The organism is Streptomyces sp. NPDC057474, from assembly GCF_042802555.1.
Lineage (GTDB): Bacteria > Actinomycetota > Actinomycetes > Streptomycetales > Streptomycetaceae > Streptomyces.
On sequence record NZ_JBHVDX010000005.1, the window covers coordinates 55930 to 76145 of the forward strand.

19 protein-coding genes are annotated in these 20216 nt (G+C 71.2%); 11 read left to right on the forward strand and 8 right to left on the reverse strand.

Annotated features, from left to right (window positions below):
* The first annotated feature begins 372 nt into the window (after positions 1-372).
* The 11 genes from ACFU53_RS02325 to ACFU53_RS02375 all read left to right on the forward strand — a co-directional run bounded on the left by ACFU53_RS02325 (position 373) and on the right by ACFU53_RS02375 (position 10997).
* Positions 373-1518 (forward strand): C40 family peptidase, encoded by a 1146-nt coding sequence (locus tag ACFU53_RS02325; RefSeq protein WP_383985152.1) that lies wholly within the window; start codon positions 373-375, stop codon positions 1516-1518.
* Between the two features lie 88 nt (positions 1519-1606).
* Entirely contained in the window at positions 1607-1915 is a 309-nt protein-coding gene (locus ACFU53_RS02330) for a DUF6112 family protein (protein ID WP_383985155.1), read from the forward strand.
* A complete protein-coding gene (locus ACFU53_RS02335) occupies positions 1915-2604 on the forward strand; it encodes a hypothetical protein (protein ID WP_383985158.1) in 690 nt (229 codons plus the stop codon). The genes ACFU53_RS02330 and ACFU53_RS02335 overlap by 1 nt, the downstream gene beginning before the upstream one ends.
* A gap of 27 nt (positions 2605-2631) precedes the next feature.
* Complete coding sequence (locus ACFU53_RS02340; RefSeq protein ID WP_383985161.1) at positions 2632-4023, forward strand: ATP-binding protein; 1392 nt, start codon at positions 2632-2634, stop codon at positions 4021-4023.
* A gap of 145 nt (positions 4024-4168) precedes the next feature.
* Positions 4169-5641 carry an SCO6880 family protein gene (locus ACFU53_RS02345; protein ID WP_383985164.1) on the forward strand — a complete coding sequence of 491 codons (1473 nt, stop codon included), beginning with the start codon at positions 4169-4171 and terminating at the stop codon, positions 5639-5641.
* A 34-nt stretch (positions 5642-5675) separates the two neighbouring features.
* Positions 5676-6128 (forward strand): DUF6238 family protein, encoded by a 453-nt coding sequence (locus tag ACFU53_RS02350; RefSeq protein ID WP_099964064.1) that lies wholly within the window; start codon positions 5676-5678, stop codon positions 6126-6128.
* 27 nt (positions 6129-6155) lie between these two features.
* Positions 6156-7727 carry an ATP-binding protein gene (locus tag ACFU53_RS02355; protein ID WP_383985169.1) on the forward strand — a complete coding sequence of 524 codons (1572 nt, stop codon included), beginning with the start codon at positions 6156-6158 and terminating at the stop codon, positions 7725-7727.
* Positions 7724-8245, forward strand: a complete 522-nt coding sequence (locus ACFU53_RS02360; protein ID WP_383985172.1) for a hypothetical protein — start codon at positions 7724-7726, stop codon at positions 8243-8245. The genes ACFU53_RS02355 and ACFU53_RS02360 overlap by 4 nt, the downstream gene beginning before the upstream one ends.
* A 28-nt stretch (positions 8246-8273) precedes the next feature.
* Positions 8274-8972, forward strand: coding sequence for a hypothetical protein (locus tag ACFU53_RS02365; protein ID WP_383985175.1), 699 nt, complete (start codon positions 8274-8276; stop codon positions 8970-8972).
* 143 nt (positions 8973-9115) lie between these two features.
* Positions 9116-10261 carry a hypothetical protein gene (locus ACFU53_RS02370; protein ID WP_383985178.1) on the forward strand — a complete coding sequence of 382 codons (1146 nt, stop codon included), beginning with the start codon at positions 9116-9118 and terminating at the stop codon, positions 10259-10261.
* 439 nt (positions 10262-10700) lie between these two features.
* Positions 10701-10997 carry a hypothetical protein gene (locus ACFU53_RS02375; RefSeq protein ID WP_383985181.1) on the forward strand — a complete coding sequence of 99 codons (297 nt, stop codon included), beginning with the start codon at positions 10701-10703 and terminating at the stop codon, positions 10995-10997.
* Between the two features lie 34 nt (positions 10998-11031).
* Here the strand turns inward: ACFU53_RS02375 and ACFU53_RS02380 are convergent, their stop codons facing one another.
* The 8 genes from ACFU53_RS02380 to ACFU53_RS02415 all read right to left on the reverse strand — a co-directional run bounded on the left by ACFU53_RS02380 (position 11032) and on the right by ACFU53_RS02415 (position 20189).
* Positions 11032-12537, reverse strand: coding sequence for an AMP-binding protein (locus tag ACFU53_RS02380; protein WP_383985184.1), 1506 nt, complete (start codon positions 12535-12537; stop codon positions 11032-11034).
* A gap of 175 nt (positions 12538-12712) precedes the next feature.
* Positions 12713-13447 (reverse strand): class I SAM-dependent methyltransferase, encoded by a 735-nt coding sequence (locus ACFU53_RS02385; RefSeq protein WP_383985187.1) that lies wholly within the window; start codon positions 13445-13447, stop codon positions 12713-12715.
* A complete protein-coding gene (locus tag ACFU53_RS02390) occupies positions 13444-13659 on the reverse strand; it encodes an MbtH family NRPS accessory protein (protein WP_383985190.1) in 216 nt (71 codons plus the stop codon). Before ACFU53_RS02390 ends, ACFU53_RS02385 begins: the two co-directional genes overlap by 4 nt.
* On the reverse strand, positions 13628-14908 hold the full coding sequence (locus ACFU53_RS02395) for an MFS transporter (RefSeq protein WP_383985192.1): 1281 nt from the start codon (positions 14906-14908) through the stop codon (positions 13628-13630). Before ACFU53_RS02395 ends, ACFU53_RS02390 begins: the two co-directional genes overlap by 32 nt.
* Positions 14901-15410, reverse strand: coding sequence for a pyridoxamine 5'-phosphate oxidase family protein (locus tag ACFU53_RS02400; protein ID WP_383985195.1), 510 nt, complete (start codon positions 15408-15410; stop codon positions 14901-14903). Before ACFU53_RS02400 ends, ACFU53_RS02395 begins: the two co-directional genes overlap by 8 nt.
* Complete coding sequence (locus tag ACFU53_RS02405) at positions 15407-16630, reverse strand: PLP-dependent aminotransferase family protein (RefSeq protein WP_383985198.1); 1224 nt, start codon at positions 16628-16630, stop codon at positions 15407-15409. Before ACFU53_RS02405 ends, ACFU53_RS02400 begins: the two co-directional genes overlap by 4 nt.
* On the reverse strand, positions 16627-18348 hold the full coding sequence (locus tag ACFU53_RS02410; RefSeq protein WP_383985200.1) for a condensation domain-containing protein: 1722 nt from the start codon (positions 18346-18348) through the stop codon (positions 16627-16629). The genes ACFU53_RS02405 and ACFU53_RS02410 overlap by 4 nt, the downstream gene beginning before the upstream one ends.
* Positions 18345-20189, reverse strand: coding sequence for a non-ribosomal peptide synthetase (locus tag ACFU53_RS02415; RefSeq protein WP_383985203.1), 1845 nt, complete (start codon positions 20187-20189; stop codon positions 18345-18347). The genes ACFU53_RS02410 and ACFU53_RS02415 overlap by 4 nt, the downstream gene beginning before the upstream one ends.
* Positions 20190-20216 lie beyond the last annotated feature (27 nt).

Here is a 20216-nt window from a genome sequence, read left to right on the forward strand (position 1 = left end):
AGTCCGGCTCCCCCCTGCTGACCTGTGCCGATCCATGTTTCCGCGTCCAAAAACGCGGAGCGGAAGGCACGTTGAATCCCTGTTCTCGAAGCCGTGAGGAGACCCGGTGCACCACCTGAGATTAAGAGTGCGGCTGGCTGCCGCGCATGACCTGAACCCGGCGTCCGGGAGCTACCAACCCCCCTGAACCGGGCCCGTCCTGAGAGGCGGATTCACATCGGCGCGGTGCCGGCGGCTTTGCACGAGAAGTCGGCACCGCGCCTCCTACGAACCGCGAGGAGCCGCTGCGATGCAGCACGCCCTGATACTCCCACGCCCTGACCCAGTTCCGCTGCCCGGCCGGATTCTCAGCCCCGGCGAACGGCGGCGTCGATGAAGAAGACCACCGGAGCGGTCGTCGGTCTCTTCGCCTCCGGTCCGCTTCTGCTGGCTGTTCCGGTCCTCGCCGTCGGGGCCGGGACTGCTTCGGCCTCCTGCTCGACCGGCGGCCCACAGGCTGTGGATACCTCGGCCGTTGCCGCTCAGGTGAAGGCGATCCTGGACGGCGGCAGCAAGGGCACGGTCTCCGTGCCGGGCCTGGGAGACCCGGCCGAGCAGATCCCCAACGCCAAGACCATCCAGGCCACCGGCGTCGCGATGAACATCCCGGCCCGGGGCCAGATCGTGGCCCTGGCGACCGCCCTGCAGGAGAGTGGCCTGCGGAACCTCACCTACGGCGACCGCGACTCACTGGGCCTGTTCCAGCAGCGGCCGTCGCAGGGGTGGGGCACCGCGAACGAGATCCTCGACCCGGTGCACGCCTCGACGAAGTTCTACGAGGCGCTGGAAAAGGTCTCGGGCTGGCAGTCCCTGTCCGTCACCCAGGCTGCCCAGGCGGTGCAGAGGTCCGTCTTCCCCGAGGCTTACGCGAAGTGGGAGCCCTTGGCCACCGCCTTGCAGCAGGCGATCGAGCCGCTGCTGTCGAAGGCCAGCGGCACGTCGCCGAGCCCTTCGCCGTCCGGCTCGGACAGCACGGCCAGTGCTGCGTCGAGTACCGCGGGCGGCTGTACGGCCGGCGGTGACGGCACCGACTTCGGAACCATCCCGCCCGGCGCGTTGCCGACCGGGTACAAGATTCCGGCAGACGCTCCGCTCAAGGTCCAGACGGCGATCCGCTGGGCGCTCGGCCAGCTCGGCACCCCGTACCAGTGGGGCGGGAGCTGCACCGACTCCCACGGGAGCGACCCCATGGGCCACTGCGACTGCTCCTCGTTGATGCAGCAGGCGTACAGGGCCGCCGGGGTCACCCTTACGCGGACGACGTACACGCAGGTCAGGGAGGGCGAGCCGGTATCGGTCGACGCTCTCCGGCCCGGTGACCTCGTCTTCACCGAAGGGACCGCCGAAGTCCCGGAGCACGTCGGGATGGTCGTCGGCCAGGGCTTGATCGTGCACGCCCCGCGCACCGGGGACGTGGTCCGCCTCGCGACCCTCGCGTCCTGGAAGCCGCGGATTCTCGCGGCCCGCCGAGTCGTCTGACCGGCGCTTCTCCCCCTCCCCCCTCCTGCACTGGCGCTTCGCCCCCTCGGGCTTTGGCGTGCACTAAATCGAACTGGAGTTCACAACTATGTACCTCGTCGACTCGGTCGTCCAGCTCGCCTACGACCCCGGGATCAAGCCGAACGAGGGCGGGCTGCCGGGTCTGTCGGTCCTCAAGCAGGTGATGGGCTCGATCAACCTCTTCGGGATCATCGCCGTGGTCGGCGCGCTCGCCGTCAGTGCGGGCGTGTGGGCCTGGGGCCACCACTCCGGCGGCCACCAGGCCGAGGCCAACGGCAAGAAGGGCGTGCTGGTCAGCGCCGGCGCGGCCCTCCTGCTGGGTGCCGCGAACGGTGTGGTGGCGTTCTTCAGCACGCTGGGAAGCCAGGTCCGCTGATGTCTCCCCGCTCCACGAACCCCGGCGGCGCTTCTCGCGTGCGCCGCCGGGCGCTGCTCGGCACCGCTGTCCTGGTGGTGCTCGTCGCCCTCGCCGGCCTGGCCGCCTATGTCACCCGCGACAGCAGGACCTCATCCAAGGTTCCTACGACGCAGGTGAGTTCGGCTTCCCTGTCCTCCCCGACCGGTTCTGCTTCCGCTTCGTCACGACCGCACGGGCGCCGCGGTGACCTGCCCGTTCCCCCGTCCACGCACGACCCGATCGCCTTCGGCAAGGCGGCAGCCGCGGCGCTGTGGTCCTACGACACCCGCGCCTACTCCCAGCGCGAGCTGCTGACCGCCCTGCGCGGGTGGCTGACCAGCGAGAAGAAGTACGTCGACACCGCCTCGGTCGACGCGCTCGTCCCCTCGCGCGTGCTGTGGAAGGAGATGGCCGCCAACGGCCAGTTCGCCACCGCCAAGGTGAACGAGGCGCACTTCCCCGACTCGTTCACCCAGGCCCTGCAGGCGGACCCCGGGGCGATCACCACCGCGTACGTCTACGCCGTGACGGTCTCCGGCAAACAGTCGATCGCCTGGAACGGCTCGTCGCACGGCGGCGCCGAGAGCCGCGTCACCACCCTCGCGGTCCAGTGCCGCCCCTCCCAGCCCTGCGCCCTGGCCGGTGTCCTGTCGGCCGTCGCTCCCTGACCCCCAACCCAGAAAGGAGGTACCTCCATGGGAGTCTGCGACTTTCCGCTGATGGACAAGGTCTGCGGCGCCGTCGACTTCGCCACCAACCCCGCCGGGACCGTCACCGACGGCATCGGGGCGTGGATCGCGAAGTCAGCGGGTGAGCTGGCCGCCAGCGCGGCCGATCTCGCCGCCCGGGCCGTCAACGAGACCACTGCCATCGATCTCAACGCCGGTTGGTTCCGGGACAACTACGAGCTGTTGTTGCCCATCGGTCTCGCCTTGACCGTCGGCACGTTCTGCATCCAGTTGATGCTCGCGGCCTGGCGACGGGACGAACGCGCACTCGCCCAAGCCGCGATCGGCACGATGACCGGCGTCCTTTTCTCCTTCTGCGCCGTCGCCTTCACCTCCGTCGCCATCACGGTGGTCGACGCCCTGTCCGACGGCCTGTTCCAAGCGGCCAACAGCTCGGTGGACGACGCGATCCGCCGCGTCATCAAGGTCAACCAGCTGGGGCCGATGTACGCCCTCGGCTGGACCATCCCATCCCTGGTCGCCTTCGGCTGCGCGATCGGCGCGTTCATGTACTGGGGCGTGATGGTCGCCCGCAAGGTCGGCGTCCTGATCATGGTCGCCCTCGCAGTCTTCGCCGGAGCCGGTGGTGGCTGGGAGGTCGCCAAGCGCTGGCGACGGGGGTGGATCGAAGCCACCGCCACCCTGGTCGTGTCAAAACTGCTGATGACCGTGGTCTTCCTGATCGGCGTCTCGGCCATGGGCAAGTCCGACGCCACGGACGGCATGGCCGCCCTCTCCGACGCGATGGCCGGCATCGTCGTGATGGTCCTGGTCCTGCTCTGCCCGTACGCCACCTACAAGTTCGTCCACTGGGCGAGTGACGGCCGCGGACACGACGACCTGCACCGTACCGGCGTCGCCGGCATGGCGGTCGCCGCAGGCGCCGCGAAGACCGCGGGCAGCCTCGCGATGCAGGCCAGCACCGGCACTCCCGCTCCGCAGGGGCCGAGCAACGTCCCCGGCGCGGGCAGCGACGGTGTCGCCTCCGGCATCAACCCCACCGGCGGCAACCTGAGCAAGGAGGGCATCGACGCCGGACCCCCGAAGCCGCAGACCCGCTTCCGGTACGGCGAGGACCCGAACGCCTCCGGCGACAAGGGCCGCGCCCTGATCCAGCGCCCCGGCATCCCCGCGCTGATCACACGGCCTGCCGACAGCGAAGCAGGGGGCTCCGAGGGCGCTCCCTCCGCCCCTCAGCCCGCTGGCGCGTCGATTCCGGGCGGCAGCTTGACCCGCGTAGGTGCCGTTCCGCCCGCTGGTCCCGCCGCGCCACCGCCGCCCTCCACCGGTCCGTCGGCGACCGGCTCCCCGACGCCGGCGAGCTGGGTCTACCCCGACCAGCCGCCGTCCGGGTCCTGACCCACCACCACCGGGGGCGGGCTGCTTCCCTCCAGCCCGCCCCCCTTCCCCTCGAACACCCCGAAAAAGAGTCCGGTCATGACCTCCAGAAGAGCGCGCCGCGCCTTCCGCCCCTTTCCGCCCGCTTTCACCGTCTGGAACCGCCATGTCTGACAACCCCCAGGCCGGAGCCACCACGGCCACCGTGAAGTTCCCGCACCGCAGCAGGCGCGGCATCCTGCTCGGCCTGACCGCCCCGCAGCTGATCGTCGTGAGCCTCACCGGCCTGCTCCTGCTCGCCGTGATCCTCGCCCGTGGCGTGGTCGGCGCTCTCGAACTCATCCCGCTGTGGGCCGCCATCGCCCTGCTCGTCTTCGTCCGCCACCGAGGCCGGGCCCTGGCCGACTGGGCGCCGATCGTCACTCGGTACGTGCTCCGTCGGATGCGGGGCCAGTTGATCTGGCTCGTCCGGCCCTCCCGCCGCCCAGTGCGCGAAGGACTCCTCCACCTGCCCGGAACCGCCGCCAGCCTGCGCGTGGTCACCGCACCCGACCGCCGGTACGGCGCGGTCCACAACCCCCACACCGGCACGCTGACCGCCGTCGTCAAGGTGTCCTCCCACGCCTACGCGCTGCTCGACCCGGGCACCCAGAACGCCAACGTCAACGGCTGGGGCCGTGCCCTCGCCGCACTGGCCCGCACCGGCCAGGTCGCCCGGATCCAGGTGATCGAGCGCACCGTGCCGGACTCCGGCGACGCCCTCCGCCGGTACTGGGAGGAGCACGGCCGGCCCGACGCCCCGGTGGCCGGCCAGGTCTACAGCGAGCTGATCCAGAGCGCCGGCCCGGCCGCTGCTCCGCACGAGGCGTACGTCGCCATCTCGCTGGACGCCAAGGCCGCCAGGCGCCTGATAAACCAGGCCGGTGGCGGTCTGACCGGGTCCTTCAGCGTCCTGGCGCAGTTGACCTCGACCTTCGACCAGGCCGCGCGCACCGCCGGGCTCAACCCCACCGGCTGGCTCACCGCCCGCGAGATCGCGGCAGTCGTACGAACGGCGTACGCCCCCAAGGCCCTTTCCGCACTGGACCGTTGGTCCTCCTCCGGGCGCCCCGAGGCCGACGCGGCCGCGGCCGGCCCGGTCGTGGTCGTCGAGAAGTCGGACCACATCGCTACCGACTCCGCCGTCCACTGCACGTACTGGGTGGAGAACTGGCCCCGCACCGAGACGTCGGCGGGCTTCCTGCACCAGCTGCTGTTCACCGCCGGGGTGCGGCGGACCCTGTCGCTGTCGTACGAGCCGAAGGGGCTGGACGCCGCCCTGCGTGATGTCCAGCGCAGGAAGGCCAGCGTGATCGCGGACGCAGCCGAGCGGGCGCGGCGCGGCGCGGTCGACTCCGAAGCGGACTCGATCGAGTACCAGGACATCAAGTCCCGTGAGCGCCAGCTCATCGCGGGCCACGCGGATGTCGCCCTGACCGGCCTGCTGACCGTCTCGGCCGACTCCGAGGAAGAGCTTCGTTCCGCCTGTGCCGTCGTGGAGACCGCGGCGGTCGGCGCCCAGCTCGACCTCAGGCCGCTCACCTGGCAGCAGGCCGAAGCGTTCACCGCCGCCGCCGTGCCGCTCGCCCTCGCCGTCTGATGCCGGCCCTCCTCCCTTCCGAAAGAGCACCGCCATGTCCCGCACCGCCAGCCCGACCGCGCAGGACTTCGTGCCCTTCGCCACCGCCGCGCTCGACTTCCACCGCGCGCTCAACGTGCCAGGCGGTCCTCTCGTCACCACCCGCGCCGAACTGGACGCCCTGCACGCCCACCTCGTCTCGCTGCACGGCCTGCTCGACGCTCACGCCGCCCGCACGGGCCGGCTCACGCCGATCGAGGGCGACCAGCTGAGCGCCGCCCGCACCCGGGTCTGGCAGGCCGCCGACCACGTCCACGCCGCCTATCACGCGGCCCCCCGGCCCGGCTCCGGTGAGGTCCCCGACCGCGAGGCGTGCCAGGCCGGCCTGCCGGAAGGCGCACCGGAGCTGACCATCTGCCAGCGCCACCAGCGCACGGCGCACCTGGTCCGACGCCGTACCACCCCGGCCGACCTCCACGCTCCGTTCACCGGGCTCGTCCGCCACTGACCCTGCCTTTCGTCTGGAGAATCGTTCATGCCCCGTACTCGCGCCAGCGCCTCCCCCTTGTTCGTTCCCCGCAAGTCGTCGCGGGCCGAGCAGCGCGCCGCCCGCGCCGGTTTCGCCGAGGCCCGGCGCCAGGCCCGCCTCGCCGGAGCCCCGCCCAAGCGCCGCGACGAGGAGACCGTCGACCCGGAGCTGCGGCCGACCTATCCGCCGTCCGGACGCCCCGGCTCCTCCTCGGCACGCGGTGGCAAGCTCCGCCTGCCCGCCCACCGGATGACCACCGCCACCGTGTCCGGGGCCTATCCCTTCCTCGCCGAGGGCGGATTGGGCGCGGAGGGCATCTTCATCGGCCGCGACGTCCACGCGGAGGCCGCGTTCTGCTACGACCCGTTCTCGCTGTACAGCAGCGGCCGGATCGAGGGCTTCACCAATCCCAACGCGGTCCTGGCCGGGATCATCGGCATGGGCAAGTCCGCGCTGGCCAAGTCCATCGCCACCCGGGCGATCGCCCACGGTTACCGGGTCTACGTGCCCTGCGATCCCAAGGGTGAGTGGACGGCCGTCGCGCAGGCTCTCGGCGGCTACAGCATCGCCCTGGGCCCGGGGCTTCCGGGCAGGCTGAACCCCCTGGATGCCCCGGCCCGGCCCGCCTCGGTGAGCGAGGACGACTGGTCGACCGAGGTCCGCAAGCGCCGTCTCCTTCTCCTGGCCGGCCTCGCGCGCACCGTGCTGAAGCGCGATCTCCAGCCGATGGAACACACGGCCCTCGATCTCGCGCTGGACCTGGTCGTCACCGAAGCCGAGGCAGGCGGCAACGTGCCCCTGCTCGGCGAGATCGCGCACACCCTCGGCTCACCTGAGCGCCTCAACCGGGCCCTCGGCAACCAGACCGGGCACATGGGGCCCGCCGCGCAGGACCTCGCGCATGCCCTGCGCCGTCTGGTCCACGGTGACCTGAGCGGCATGTTCGACGCACCCTCGACCGTGACCTTCGACCCGACCACCCCGATGCTGTCCATCGACCTCTCCCGCCTCGGCGGCTCGGGCGACGACACCGATCTGGTCCTCGCGATGACCTGCGCGAGCGCCTGGATGGAGGCCGCGCTCGCCGACCCGGACGGCGGGCGACGCTGGGTGATCTACGACGAGGCATGGCGCGTGATGAGGCACGTCGGCCTGCTGGAGCGCATGCAGAGCCAGTGGAAGCTCAGCCGAGGGCTCGGCATCGCCAACCTGATGGTCATCCACCGCCTCAGCGATCTGCTGAGCGCGGGCGACGCCGGCTCACGCGGCCGGGTACTGGCCGAGGGTCTCCTCGCCGACTGCAGCACCCGCATCATCTACCGCCAAGAGCCCGACCAGCTCGCCGCCGCCGCGTCGCTGCTCGGCCTGACCGGTGTCGAAACCCAGGCCGTGTCAGCCCTGACCAAGGGCCGGGGCCTGTGGAAAGTCGCAGGTCGGAGCTTCATCACGCAGCACATCCTGCATCCGGCCGAGCGCGAACTGTTCGACACGGACGCCCGGATGCATGCAGAGGTCCGCGAGTTCACCGCAACTGACGGATCTTCCGTTCCTGGACCGGGCAGGGAGGCGCGGCAGTGAGCCCCCATGGGGTCTCGGGTTCCCGGTCCGGGCTCGTCCCCGGTCTCCGGTTCGGTGCGGTCGAGGACGCCGCCCCGCTCCAGCACCACCCAACGACCGGCCCGGCCACGAGTCCGGACGGCGGCTCACCGGCAACTGACGGGAACGACCGCCTCGCCGCAGCCCGGACCGAGGAGTTCACCGACCTGTTCCGCGAGGCCGTCACGGAGGACTTCGGCGCGGTGGCCCGCCTGCACCAGATGCTCGAAACCGCCTCCGAGTGGTGTCGCGTCCATGGTGCCCGAAGCAGTGCGTCCGAGTTGGACGCCATCGCCTCCCGGTTGACCGACCTCGGCGAGGAGCTGCATCTCGTCGCGGAGAACGTCGACCACGAGATCCGCTCCCGGGCGCACCAAGCGGCAGCAGCAGCCCGTCTCTCGCCAGCGGCGTCGGCACGGAGAACCTCCCCCGGCCAGCGGAACGACGCTCCGGCTCCGATCCCACCTTCCGTCACGCGCTCGCTGCCGCGTTCGCGGTGAGGCACCCGTACAGAAACGAGTAACGACCATGCCTGCCTCTCCCGACTCCTCCGCCGCCCCTGACTGCCAGCCGCAAGACGCCGACGAACGGGCGGCATGGCGAGCGCGGGTCCAAGCCCTGGCCTCCGCCGCTGACGGCATCAGGCAGGCTTCGGACCAGTGGGATGCGGTCTCCGACTCGTACTGCGACGAGGACGGCTGGCCCGTCGACGAAACCGGGTACGCCGACGGCAAGGTGGCCCGGGACGCCGCCGCCTGGGAGCACGTCGAGACCTTCCTGGCCCACGGCCCCGAAGTCCTCGCCGGTGTCCGGGCCGCCGCGCAACCGGCCGACTACGTGGACGGCCCGATCAGCGCCGACCTGCTGCGCCTGCGGGGGATCGAGTCCGTACTGGAGCGAGCGGGCGAGATCCGCCGCGAGTGGGATCAGGTCATCGCGCTCATGGAGGGGTCGATGCCCGGGTCGCGGGAGCTCTACGAGGAACGAGCCCGCGAGATCCGCAACTCCGAAGGCTGGCACTCCGCCGACGAACTCAGCTACAGCGGAGCGGCGTTGGCCAGGGTTGCCGATCACCTGACCGACCGGATCGGCGATGACCGGTCCGCGCACACCGGGCGTGTCCAGGCGGCCCTGGCCCGATCCGCTACCGGCCAGCACGGTGCCTCTGCCGCTTCGCCGCCCGCCTCGGCAACGTCCGACCCCCCTGTCGCGCGGCGCTCGCGCTGACACCTCTAGCACCGACCTCCGGCGAGGCCAAACCGTCCGATCGCCGGATCCTCGACAAACGCCACCACCTCTGCAGTCCCCGCCCGGCTGCGGCTTCCCGCCGCCGTCGACCGCTGGGGACGGCCGGCCACGGAGAAGCCCACATGCGCCCCGATCAGACCCTGGTCACCCTTCAGCAGGAGGGCACACACATCACGGCGCGCACCAGCGAACCCTTCATCCAGGAAGCCACCGCTGGCACGTCGGAGCATGACCACCCGTACAGCCACCTGACCACGCCGCTTCGGCAACGCGGACTGTCCTGCACCGTCGAGTACGGCCTCAGCGACCACATCGTCCACGCCGAACTCCCCGACGGCAGCGCCCTGACCATCTCTCCGCCCCAGGAACCGCCCACCGACCACCCGCCCGGGTATCCGGGGAGCTGGTTGGTGACTCGCGGGCATCCCGACGGCTCCACTCTCCTCGAAGTGATCTACGACTCGGAGCCCGACGGTCCCCACGCCCGACACGGCGGCAGCATCCCCCGCCTGCTCACCGCCATCGACACTCTCCTGGACCAGCTCGGCCTGCCGCCCCGCCCGGAAACACGGCGACCTGCCCACGAGAGCGGCGCCGACGCGGTGCTCCACCGTGCGGGCTTCGTCCCCGTCGTGCTGTTCCGCGAGCGCTTCCACCGGCTGCCCTCCGCCATGACCGACCCGGCCGAGCAGCGACAGACGGTGACCCGGGCCGTCGACATGCTTCAGGCCGAGGGCTTCGACGTCTCGTGCGATCCCAGCCTCCTCGACCCCAGCCTGCCGCCCCCTGGCCATCAGGGGCTCAACTTCGGCGACCGGCTCGGCCACCTGACCCAGTCCATCCGGTCGGCGGCGCACACGGGCGAAGTCGTCGCCGCACTGAGCGAGCTGACCGCTCCCGGTGACGGCGTTCTCCAGCGCATCGTGGAGTCCCTCAACACGACGGCCGACTGGTGGGAAGGCCTGGGCGAACCCGCCGATCCCCACTACGCGAACCGGCTGCGTTACATCGCCAAGAAGCTCGACTCCTACGCATTGGACATTCGGTCCATGCGCGGCGTGCTGGCCGACCGGCACACCGACCACCCGGGCAGGCTCCAGGCCCGAGTGGACCAGCTTGCCCCGGAGGAACCAGCAGCGTCCCGGGTCGCCGCCGCTCTCGCGGTCTCGCCGACCGCACGGCGCACGACCCCAGCCGCGCCGCCGTCAACTTCAGCCGCACCTCCCTCCCTGCCTCCCGCCCGGCCCTCATCCGCGCCCGGTCGCTGACCGCTGCCCAGCTTGGAGCCCGCCAAGTCCCGCATCAACCGTCCCCGCACTCGACCGCCCCACTTCCCCTGCGCCCATCGGATGGACCCGCCATGCCCGCCCCCGAGCACGACCCGCTTCCCGACATCGCGGTCGGCCGCCACCCCGCCTTCGGCATCGTCGCCGTCAATCCCAAGCAACTGGCGGCGAGCACATGGATGTTGAAGGGATTCAACTTCCACCCCGTCCCCGACCACCCCAACCTGTACGCGCTGGCCAACCAGCAGAATGATGGGCAGGGCCGCACCACCCGGGCCGTCGCGCTACTACGCAAGGCCGGCTACCGGGTCGACGTAGACGCCGCGTTCGACTCCTCGCTGACCCCCGCACCAGCGCCCGCCCTCGACCGGCCCCGCGCGTCGAGCCGGACGTCGCGTTCGCCGAGCATCCGCAGCTCGGCGTGGTCGCCGCCACCGCCGACGGTTCCTCTGCTCTCGGCGGCCCGCTCATCCTGGAAGAGCACGGCTGGCGGCACAACCCGGGCCTGGACATCTACACACTGCCCATCACCACGCACCGCAGCGAGGCGCTCGACAAGGTCGGCACCCTCGGCGGGGTCCTTGCGTGCCGGGTCGAGGAACAGGTCGGTTCGCGGACCCGCGGTCATGGCGAGAGCCTCGTTCTCGACACGCCATGTGGTGTCGGCGGACGGGCCCTCGGGCACCAGGTCGAAAGGAAGACCGGGCACAGTCAGTGATTGGTTCACCTACAAAGGACTTGGGTTCCTACCACTAGGGGCGGGCATCCGCCGCGAAAAGCCGTTCCCGTAGGGCGAGCCGATCCGTCTTGCCCGCGGGGGTCCTTGGCAGGCGGTCCATCACCGTCATCCGCCCAGGCGTCCACGCGCGTGGGATTCTCTCCGCCGCCCACTTGCGGAGTTCCCGTGCGGTGGTGTGCCTGCCCGGCGCGAGGACGACGGCCAAGCCGACCTCTGCGGCGCGGCCAGCCGCCTCGTCTCCGGGCAGGAGCACGGCAACGGCCTCACGTGCCGCCGGGTGAGATTCGAATGCGGCCTCGATGTCGCCGAGTTCGATCCGGTGCCCGCGGATCTTCACCTGCTGGTCGAGTCGGCCGAGGAACTCCAGTCTGCCGTCCCGGTGGAGCCGGCCGAGGTCGCCCGTCCGGTAGCAACGGCGGTTGCCCTCCGGGAGATCGAAGCGGACGAACCGGTCAGCCGTCAGTTCCTCCCGGTCCAGGTACCCCTCCGCCAGACCCGCCCCGTGGATGAGGATCTCGCCCTCGATGCTGCCGTCGGCCCGCTCTTCGGCGGCCGTTTCGGCGTCCGGCTCCGCCGGCTCATGGGCTTTCAGCGGGGTGAGATGCAGGCCCGTGCCCGGTAACGGCTGGCCCAGGCCTATGTCCCCCGGGTCGATGACCCGTTGGGCACTCGCCCATATGGTGGCCTCCGTCGGGCCGTAGAGGTTCCAGACTTCGGCGGCCAGCGGCAATAGGCGCTGCGCCAGGGGTGCCGTCAGAGCCTCACCGCCGCACCAGATGCGGCTGCTCGTCAGTCCCTTCCAGCGCGCGGCCACCACCAGGCGCCAAAAGCTCGGCGTTGCCTGAAGCACGTCCGGCCGGTGTCTGCCGACGACCTCCGCGAAGAGGTCCGGATCCATGCGGGCCTTCGCCGGCGCGGCCACCACCGTGCCGCCGACCTGCAACGGCAGCAGGAGTTCGGCCAGTGAGATGTCGAAGGAGAGCGCGGTCAGTGCCAGCATGCTCTCGCCGGCACCGAGCCCAGGAGCCTGGGCGAGACCGCCGAGGCGCGCCCCGAGCGCCTCGTGAGAGACCGCGACGCCTTTGGGGTCACCGGTCGAACCAGAGGTGTACAAGACGTATGCGACGTCTTCGAGTCCGGTGCGCGGCGGTGCCTGCGAGGTGTGTGGAAGGGCGTCGACGGTGAGCCCGCCCCCCGACCCGTTGTCGCGCAGAGCCAGTACCGGGCGGGCATCGCCGAGCACAGCGGCACAGCGGGCCTGGGGGTAGCTCTGGTCCAGGGGAAGCAGCGCGCGGCGGCTCAGGCCTGCGGCGAGCAGCGCAAGTACACCGGCCGAAAGCTCGGACGCATCGAGCACAATCAGCGAGCCCGGTGGTGTCAGACGGGTGAGCCGTTCCGCCAAGTGCAGGGCGCTTTCGGCGAGTTCGCGGTAGGTCCATGTCCGCTGCGAGCTGAGGAGAGCGACGGCGTCAGGCGACCGGTCGGCATGTCTCAGGAATTCGTTCGCGGCCAGGATCATCCTGTCTGCCTCTCCAGTTGAGCCGTGGCCCGGATCGCGGTGGCCGTCCGCGGGCACGGCGATTCCGGTTCTTCGGAGTACGGACGCGCCTTCCCGGTTCGATGTCGACCTGGTCGGCCCGGCCTGACCCGCCGACCATCGGTCGATCCTCCGGGGAGGCGCACCCTTCGCATTCCTATGCGTGCTTGCGGTACACCGTGACGTGCCCGGGGTAATGGAAGGGCTGGTCGTCGTTCCACCCCTTCCGGCGCTCTTCCAGCTTCAGGCCGGCCAGCTGCGCCATGAGGTCGAGCTCGGAGGGCCAGGCGTAACGGAAGGACATCGGGAAGAAGCGCGGCCCGGATTCCCTCAGGACGATCTGCTGCCGGTTGACCCGTTGCTCGTCCGCGTCATGGACGCTCGCCAGGAGAACCACCTCGTCCGAACCGAGGTGCATGGTCTCGGTCCATTCGTCGGCGCCGTAGTGGTCGGCGCTCAGCACCAGGGTCTGGAGCACGAAGGCGCCTCCGGGCTTGAGCTTGGCTGCCACGTTCTTGAAGCAGCGCAGCTGTTCGTCCTGGGTGAGGAGGAGGAAGAAGGTGTTGAACACGCAGTAGACCAGACTGAATTCGCCCTCGACGGGCACATCGGCGAAGTCCCCGAGGACGACTTCCAGTTCGTCGCCGCCCGGTTTGGCGCGCAGTTGCTCCAGCATCTTCGGGGACGACTCGACAGCCGCGACCGCTATCCCCGACCTGGCCAGGGGCAGGGCCACGCGGCCCGTCCCCACGCCCAGTTCGAGTGCCCGGCCGCCATCGGCGATCTTGGTGAGGAACGCGCAGGCTTCCTCCGTATCGTCGGCGGCGGCCCAAGGCGTCGAGTCGTAGCCTTCCATGCGGTCCCATGCCGGAGCGCTGTCGAATGCCTTCACTGCGGTGTCCCCTTTCTGAGGTGCGTGAGATCTTCGGGAGAACGCAGCTGGGTCCATACCTCGTCGATGTGGCGCACGCAGTCTTCCCTGGCTCCACTGAACCCCTGTGTGCGCCACCCGTCGGGCAGCGGTCTGCCGTTCTCCCAGATCGAGTGGTGATCCTCGTCGTCGACCACGACGTCATAGGTGGTCGTGACGGTCTTCTGCGGCACTTCCGGCCTTCTTTCCCCGGACGGCCAGCAGGCCGACTCCGGCCAGTGGAATGAGCGCCAGCGTCAGTACGCCGGACAGGACGAGGCCGCCGCGGCTGCCGACGGCGTCGACCATGGGGCCGCCCGCCGCCAGGCCCAGCGGGGCCGCGAGGGTGGAGCCCGCCACCCAGAGGGTGACCACGGGCTGCTGCTCGTCGGGGCGGAGTTCGGACTGGATGAAGCTGTACACCACGGGGTTGAACGGCGCCCACACCAGCCCGCCCAGCGCGAACACCGTCATGGCGACGGGCAGGTTCCCCGCGGCGGACAGGGCCAGCGGGCAGAGCCCCCACAGCGCGATGATGGCGACCAGCAGCACACGTTCGGGAACCCGTCGCAGGTAGTTGGTGGCCAGGCCGCCCAGGAACGCGCCCGCCCCGAAGGCGCCCCAGATGAGCCCCAGGCCGGTGCTGCCCGAGTCCAGCGGCCCGCGCACCAGCAGCGGAAGCGCCACTTCCACCGGCATGTAGAAGAAGTTGAAGAAGAAGACGACGACGAAGAGTCTCGCCATCAGCGGCCGGCTGCGCAGGATCTGCCAGCCCGCCACGGAACCGGCGCCGCTCTCCGACTCCTCCGGCAGTTGGGCCGGCACCCAGAGCGCCACGACGGCCAGCAGCACCAGGCAGCCGAGCGCGTCGAAGAGCAGTACCGCCCCGGCCCCCCAGACCCCGGCCAGCAGGCCGCCGACCACGGGCCCCACGACGTACAGGGCGAAGTTGCTGTTGACGCCGAGCAAGCCGTTGACGGCGAAGAGGTCCTCCTTCTCCACCATGCCGGTGGCCAGGAGACGACGGCTGCTCGACCCGGCCAGCCGGAAGAGGGATCCGATGAGCAGCCCGCCGACCAGAACGGACAGCGTCAGCTCAGCCGTGAAGGAGAGCACGGCCAGCGTGATGAAGATGGCGGGCCGCAACGCGCAGTCGGCCAGCAGCAACGCCCGGGGCGGCAGCCGCAGCCGGCTCAGTCCCAGCGCGAACGCCAGCACGGTGGACAGGACGAACGGCGCGGTCTCGACCATCGCGATCGCGAGGGCCGGGGAGAGTGCCCCGTGGATCTGCAGCGTCTGGATGGGCAGGGCCACGATCAACGCGCCCATGCCGATGTGCGTCAGCAGGTCGCCAGCGAGCAGCGCCGCGAGTCGCCGATGGCGCAGCACCTCCCGGTAGGAGCGGTTGACCGGCTCCTCGGTGACCACGGAATTCTCAGTCATGTGCCACTACCCCACCCGTCATGGCCGCTGAAGGTGTGAAGGACAGGTCGGCGACCCGCAGCACGTCCGGCACCAGCCGTGCCCACAGCGCGCCGCTCGCCGCCGTGGACTCGCCGAGGGTGAACCGGGCGTCCCACCGTGACTCGTCCGGTCCCAGGTACCGTACAAGTTTGCGGCGGGCCCTCTCGGTGTCGAACGCGACCGTCCGGCCCTGCCCGGATGCGACCACCTGCCGGGTGAGGCCGGTGCCAGGATCACAGATGTCGACCACGAGCTCGAACACCGGATTGCGGGACAGACGGTCGGGCAGCCGGGACCAGGGACCCGTGAACACCCAGAACGATTCGTCCTCCCACAGGTACCAGACCGGCCGTACGACCGGGCCGTCCGTGGCGAGGCGGGCCACCAGCGGCTGCGCCAGGAAGGCGGGGACGTCGAAGGGCGCGCCGGTCAGCGGGCCGAACGAGTTTCCCCGTCGGGTTATCTTCCACGCCCGCTTCACCGGACCACTCCGTCCTGCCGCTCCGCCCACGTCAGGTACAGGCGGTGCGCGGCCTCCGTCAGCTGGTCCGGGCCGACCGCGGAGAACGACAGCCGCAGCGTGGCGCGATCCGGTGCGGCGGCGTAGAAGTCGGTGCCGGGCACGTAGGAGACCCGGTGCGTGAGTGCACGGGTGAGCAGGTCGTCGGCGTTCGTCGCGTCCGGGAACCGTGCCCAGACAAAGAAGCCGCCACCGGGCACGGCGAAGTCGAGCTTGTCGCCGAAGTACCGGCGCAGCCCCGCGACCAGGGCGTCCCGTCGCTGTGCGTAGAGCAGTCGGGCGGCCTGGACGAGGTCGTCGGTGAAACCCGGCCGGGTGACGAGTTCCAGGACGACACGTTCGATGAAGCCCGAGTTGCCCAGATCGGCTGCCTGCTTGAACATCCCGATGACCGGTGCCAGTTCGGCCGGCGCGGTCACATGGCCGAGCCGGGCGGCGGGGAACAGCACCTTCGAGAAGCTCTCCAGCCGCAGCACCCGGTCGGACAGGGAGGCGAGTGCGGGGAGCCCAGGGCGGTCGTACGGGTCGTAGCGGAGTTCTCCGTAGGGGTCGTCCTCGACGATGAAGAAGCCGTAGCGGTCCGCGAGTTCGACCAGACGGCGCCGCTGAAGCAGAGAGAGGGTCGCGCCGGTCGGATTCGCGAAGTCGGGTACCACGTACAGGAACCGCGGCCGCAGCCCGCCGCGCAACGCGGTGCTCAGCGCGTCGAGTCGCTCGTCGTCGGCCAGCGGGATCGATGCCACGTCCGCCTCGAACAGGCGGAACACCTGGAGGGCTCCGAGGTACGACGGCCGGTCCACGACGACGACGTCCCCGGGGTCGATCAGCGTCTTGCAGATCAGGTCGAGCGCCTGCTGCGACCCGTGCGTCAAGGTCACGTGGTCCGGCCGGGGGTCGGTACCCAGGCGGGTGCCACTGCGGGTGGCTATCCACTCACGCAGGGGGGCCAGGCCGGCCGTGTCGCCGTACTGCAAGGCATCCGGATCGTCCCTGAGCAGCCGGTCCGTCACTTCCTGGACGGCGGCGTTCGGGAACAGCTCCCTGGCGGGGCTGCCCGCGGCCAGCGCGATGATCCCGGGGGACTCCGCGAGCCGGAGAACCGATCCAATCGCGGAGGACCGCAGGCGCGACGTCCTCGCCGCCAGGGGTACGACTCCGCCCCGCTGCTGATCGGGTTTCACTGGGCTTTCTCCGTCTCTGTCGCGGCGACCAGCGTGAGGAAGTCACCGAAGGACTCGGCCTCGACAACCAGCTGGGGTGTGACGCGCCGTTCGAGGCCGGTGCTCAGCCGCGCGGCGATACGGACCGCCTCCAGGGAGCGCCCGCCCAGCGCGAAGAAGTCGTCCTCGTCGTCCAAGGGCTCGGTCGTGTCGATGGCGAGGATGTCGCGCCAGACCTGCTCGGCCTCCTGGCGTATCCGGGCGGGCACGTCCACGGCGGCCGGACCGGCGGGAGCGGGCTCCGGGACGGCCGTGGCCCGGACCGTGACACGCGGCAGCTCGTCGTAGCGCACCTGCGCGCCGCTGGCAAGGTCCTCGGCCGCTCGTATGACGGCATCCGCGATGCGGTCCGCGTCCTCGGGCATGATGCGGTCCGCGTCGTACTCGAAACGGGCCAGGATTCTCCCGCCCGTCTCGTCCCAGGAGACCATCAGGTCGCAGCGCGGGCTGCGGCTGGGCAGCCAGTGTGCCGTCCAGGTCAGACCGGTGTCGTCCTGCACGGGTTCGGGCGAGCTGTAGCAGTTGAACAGGACACTCTCATACGGCGAGGTCCCGGCCCGGCGGGTCCCGGCCGCCGCGACGATGTGTTCCAGCGGTACGTGCCGGTGCGTCCACGACTCCACACAGCTGCGCCGCACCTCCTCCAGGAACTCCCGGCGCATCGCGCCCTCGGGCGGGGTCACCAGGACCGGCACCGTGCTGGTCAGGTAGCCGATCTGCCGGGCCGCCTCCTGGGGGCGTACGGACATGGGCGCGGAGAGCAGGACCGGGCTCGGCGCGGGCCCCGGGCGCAGGGCGGCGGTCAGACAGGCGATCCCGGTCATGAACGTCGTGCATCCCGCCTCCGCCGCCTGGGCGCGCAGCCGCTGCCACAGCGGCGGGAGGATCTCGCGCCGGATCACACCGCTGCGGCGCGCGCCGCGAGCGGGCGGCACCCCGTCGGCCTGCCCGGACCACGGGAACACGCCCGCGGACACGTCCGCGAACCGGCGCGCCCAGCGGTCCGCGGCTGCCCGGAAGTCCGGGCTCGCCTGCTGGGCCCGCATCCTCCGCACGAGATCGGCATACGACGGTCCGGGCTCGTCCGCGGGCCGCGGTGCGACCGCCCGGCCGTCGGCGCGGGCGTACGCCCGCGCCAGCTGGTCCACCAGCACGGGCATCGACCCGCCGTCCCAAACCAGGTGGTGCAGGGCGAGGACGAGCGTGGCGCGCTCCGGCGAGGCCCGGTACAGCCGGGCGCGCAGCAGGGGTGCCCGCGCCAGGTCTAAGGGCTCCAGCAGTCCGTCGCTCTGCACCGTGTCGAGCAGTCCGTCGAGCGTGTCCGGGTCCCCCGGGTGGGGTACCTCGTCCAGCGGCACGTGGACGGCGGACGACGGCCGCACGACTTGCACCGGCCCGGACCGACCTACGACGAAAGCGGTCCGCAGGGAGTCCTGGGCCTGGACCACGGTGTCGAGCGCGGCGTGCAGGGCCTTGGTGTCCGACGGGCCGGCGAGGTCGATCGCCACGGTCTCGATGTACGAGGGGCTGCCGGCGACCAACTGTTCGCGCAGCCACAGCCCGCGCTGTGCGGTGCTGAGCGGCAGGATCAGCGACGCGTCGTGGGCGGGCGCGCCGTTCGTGCGCCGGGCGAGTTCCCGTCGACGCGCACCCGGCGGTGCGGTGTTCCCCGTTGTCATGGGCCCTCCGTCCGGTCGAGGACCGCTAGCAGGTCCTCGACCTCGTCGTCGCTGAGCGTGTCGAGCCAGTCCGGGGCGGCGGTGGCGTCCGGCGCCGGTCCGGGTGGTGACGGCGGGTGCGGCGGGGCCGGGTGGCCGGCGCCGGGCAGCCGGAGGGCGGCGGCGATACGGCGGGGGGTGCGCTCCTCGAACAACACGGTGGCCGGCACCTCCACGGCGTATCGTCCGGTGAGTTCGGTGCTGAGCCGTAACACGCCGAGCGAATCACCGCCCAAGGCGAAGAAGTCGTCGTCGCGGCCCACCCGTCCCAGGCCCAGCAGAGTACCGAACGCCTCGGCCACGGCCGTTTCGCCGGCGCCAGACGGCGGTGTGTAGGCGTCGGCGAGGACGTTGTCCGGCGAGGGTTCGGCCAGTGCCGCGCGGTCCGTCTTGCCGCTCAGCAGCCTCGGCAGGCTGGCGAGGGGGACGAAGGACGTGGGCACGGCCGTCGGATGCAGCCGCTCGGCCAGGAACGCCCGCAGCTCGTGCGCGAGGGGGGCGGTGCTGGCGCCGAAGACCACATACCCGGTGACCGCGTCGGCCCGCACGCTCACCGCGGCCGCCTCGATCGCGGGGTGTTCCAGCATCGCCGACTCCACCTCGGCGGGATTGAGGCGGACGCCGCGTGTCTTCGACTCGCCGTCGTCCCGTCCGACGTACCGGATCAGGCCGTCCGCGCCACGGCGTACGAGGTCGCCGGTGCGGTACATCCGGCAGCCGGCGCCCTCGAACGGGTCCGGCAGGAACTTCTCCGCGGTGAGTCCCGGGCGCCCCAGATAGCCCCGGGCGAGCCCGATGCCGCCGATGTACAGCTCACCCGTCTCGCCGTCCGCCACGGGGCGCCGAGCGTCGTCGAGGACGTAGGCACGCGTGCCGTCGATCACCTCGCCGATCGGGGGGAGTTCGTCCGCGGGCCCGCGCGCAGTCAGGGGGACCACCAGGCGGACTCCCGAAGTCTCGGTGATGCCATAGGAGTTGACCACCTGGAAGGGCAGTTCGTCGGGCCAGACCCGCAGTTGCTCGCCACCGGTGATCAGCACCCGCAGGGCGGTGTCGGCGGGCCAGGGCAGTGCCATCAGCCGCTCACCGAGGCGGGTCACCGCGACGCTCCAGGTCACGCCTGCCCGAAGGAGCCAGGTCCGGACCGCCTCGGCGTCCCATTCGACGCCCTCATCGGCGACGGCGACCGCCGCCCCGGCCGTGAGAGGCGACCACAGCTCCCAGCGGGTGATGGCGAATCCGGGCGACGACAGCCAGCTGCCCACCGTGTCACCGGGGGCGAAGCCGTAGGTCCGGGCCGTCCACACCGCTTCGTTGACGATGCCGGAGTGCGGGATGCCGACGGCTTTGGGTTCACCGCTGGAGCCGGAGGTGAAAAAGATGTAGGCGATCCGTTCCGCCTCGGGGGCGTCGGCGAACCAGCGGTGGACGCGGCCAGCCGCCGCCTCCTCCTGGGTGATGACCCGGCCGGGGCCGATCGACAGGCGCGCCCCGGACAGGGCCAGCAGCCGTGCGACGCGCTGTGCGGGGAGCAGCGGGTCGACGGGCACGCAGGTGCCGCCGCACTTCCAGACAGCGAGGGTCGCCACGACCTGGTCGACGCAGCGTGGCATGCGCACCGCCAGCGGGACGCCCGGACCGGCGCCCCTCTCGGACAGGATCCGGGCCAGGTCGGTGGCCTGTGCGTCGAGTTCGGCGTAACTGAGCGACGTCTCCCCGCTGATCAGGGCAGTGGCACGCGGATGGGTGCGCGCCATGAGTTCGACGCGGCCGTGCGTGGTGGCCGGCTGAGGTGACGTCACCGGACTGTGGGTCATTGTCTCTGGGAC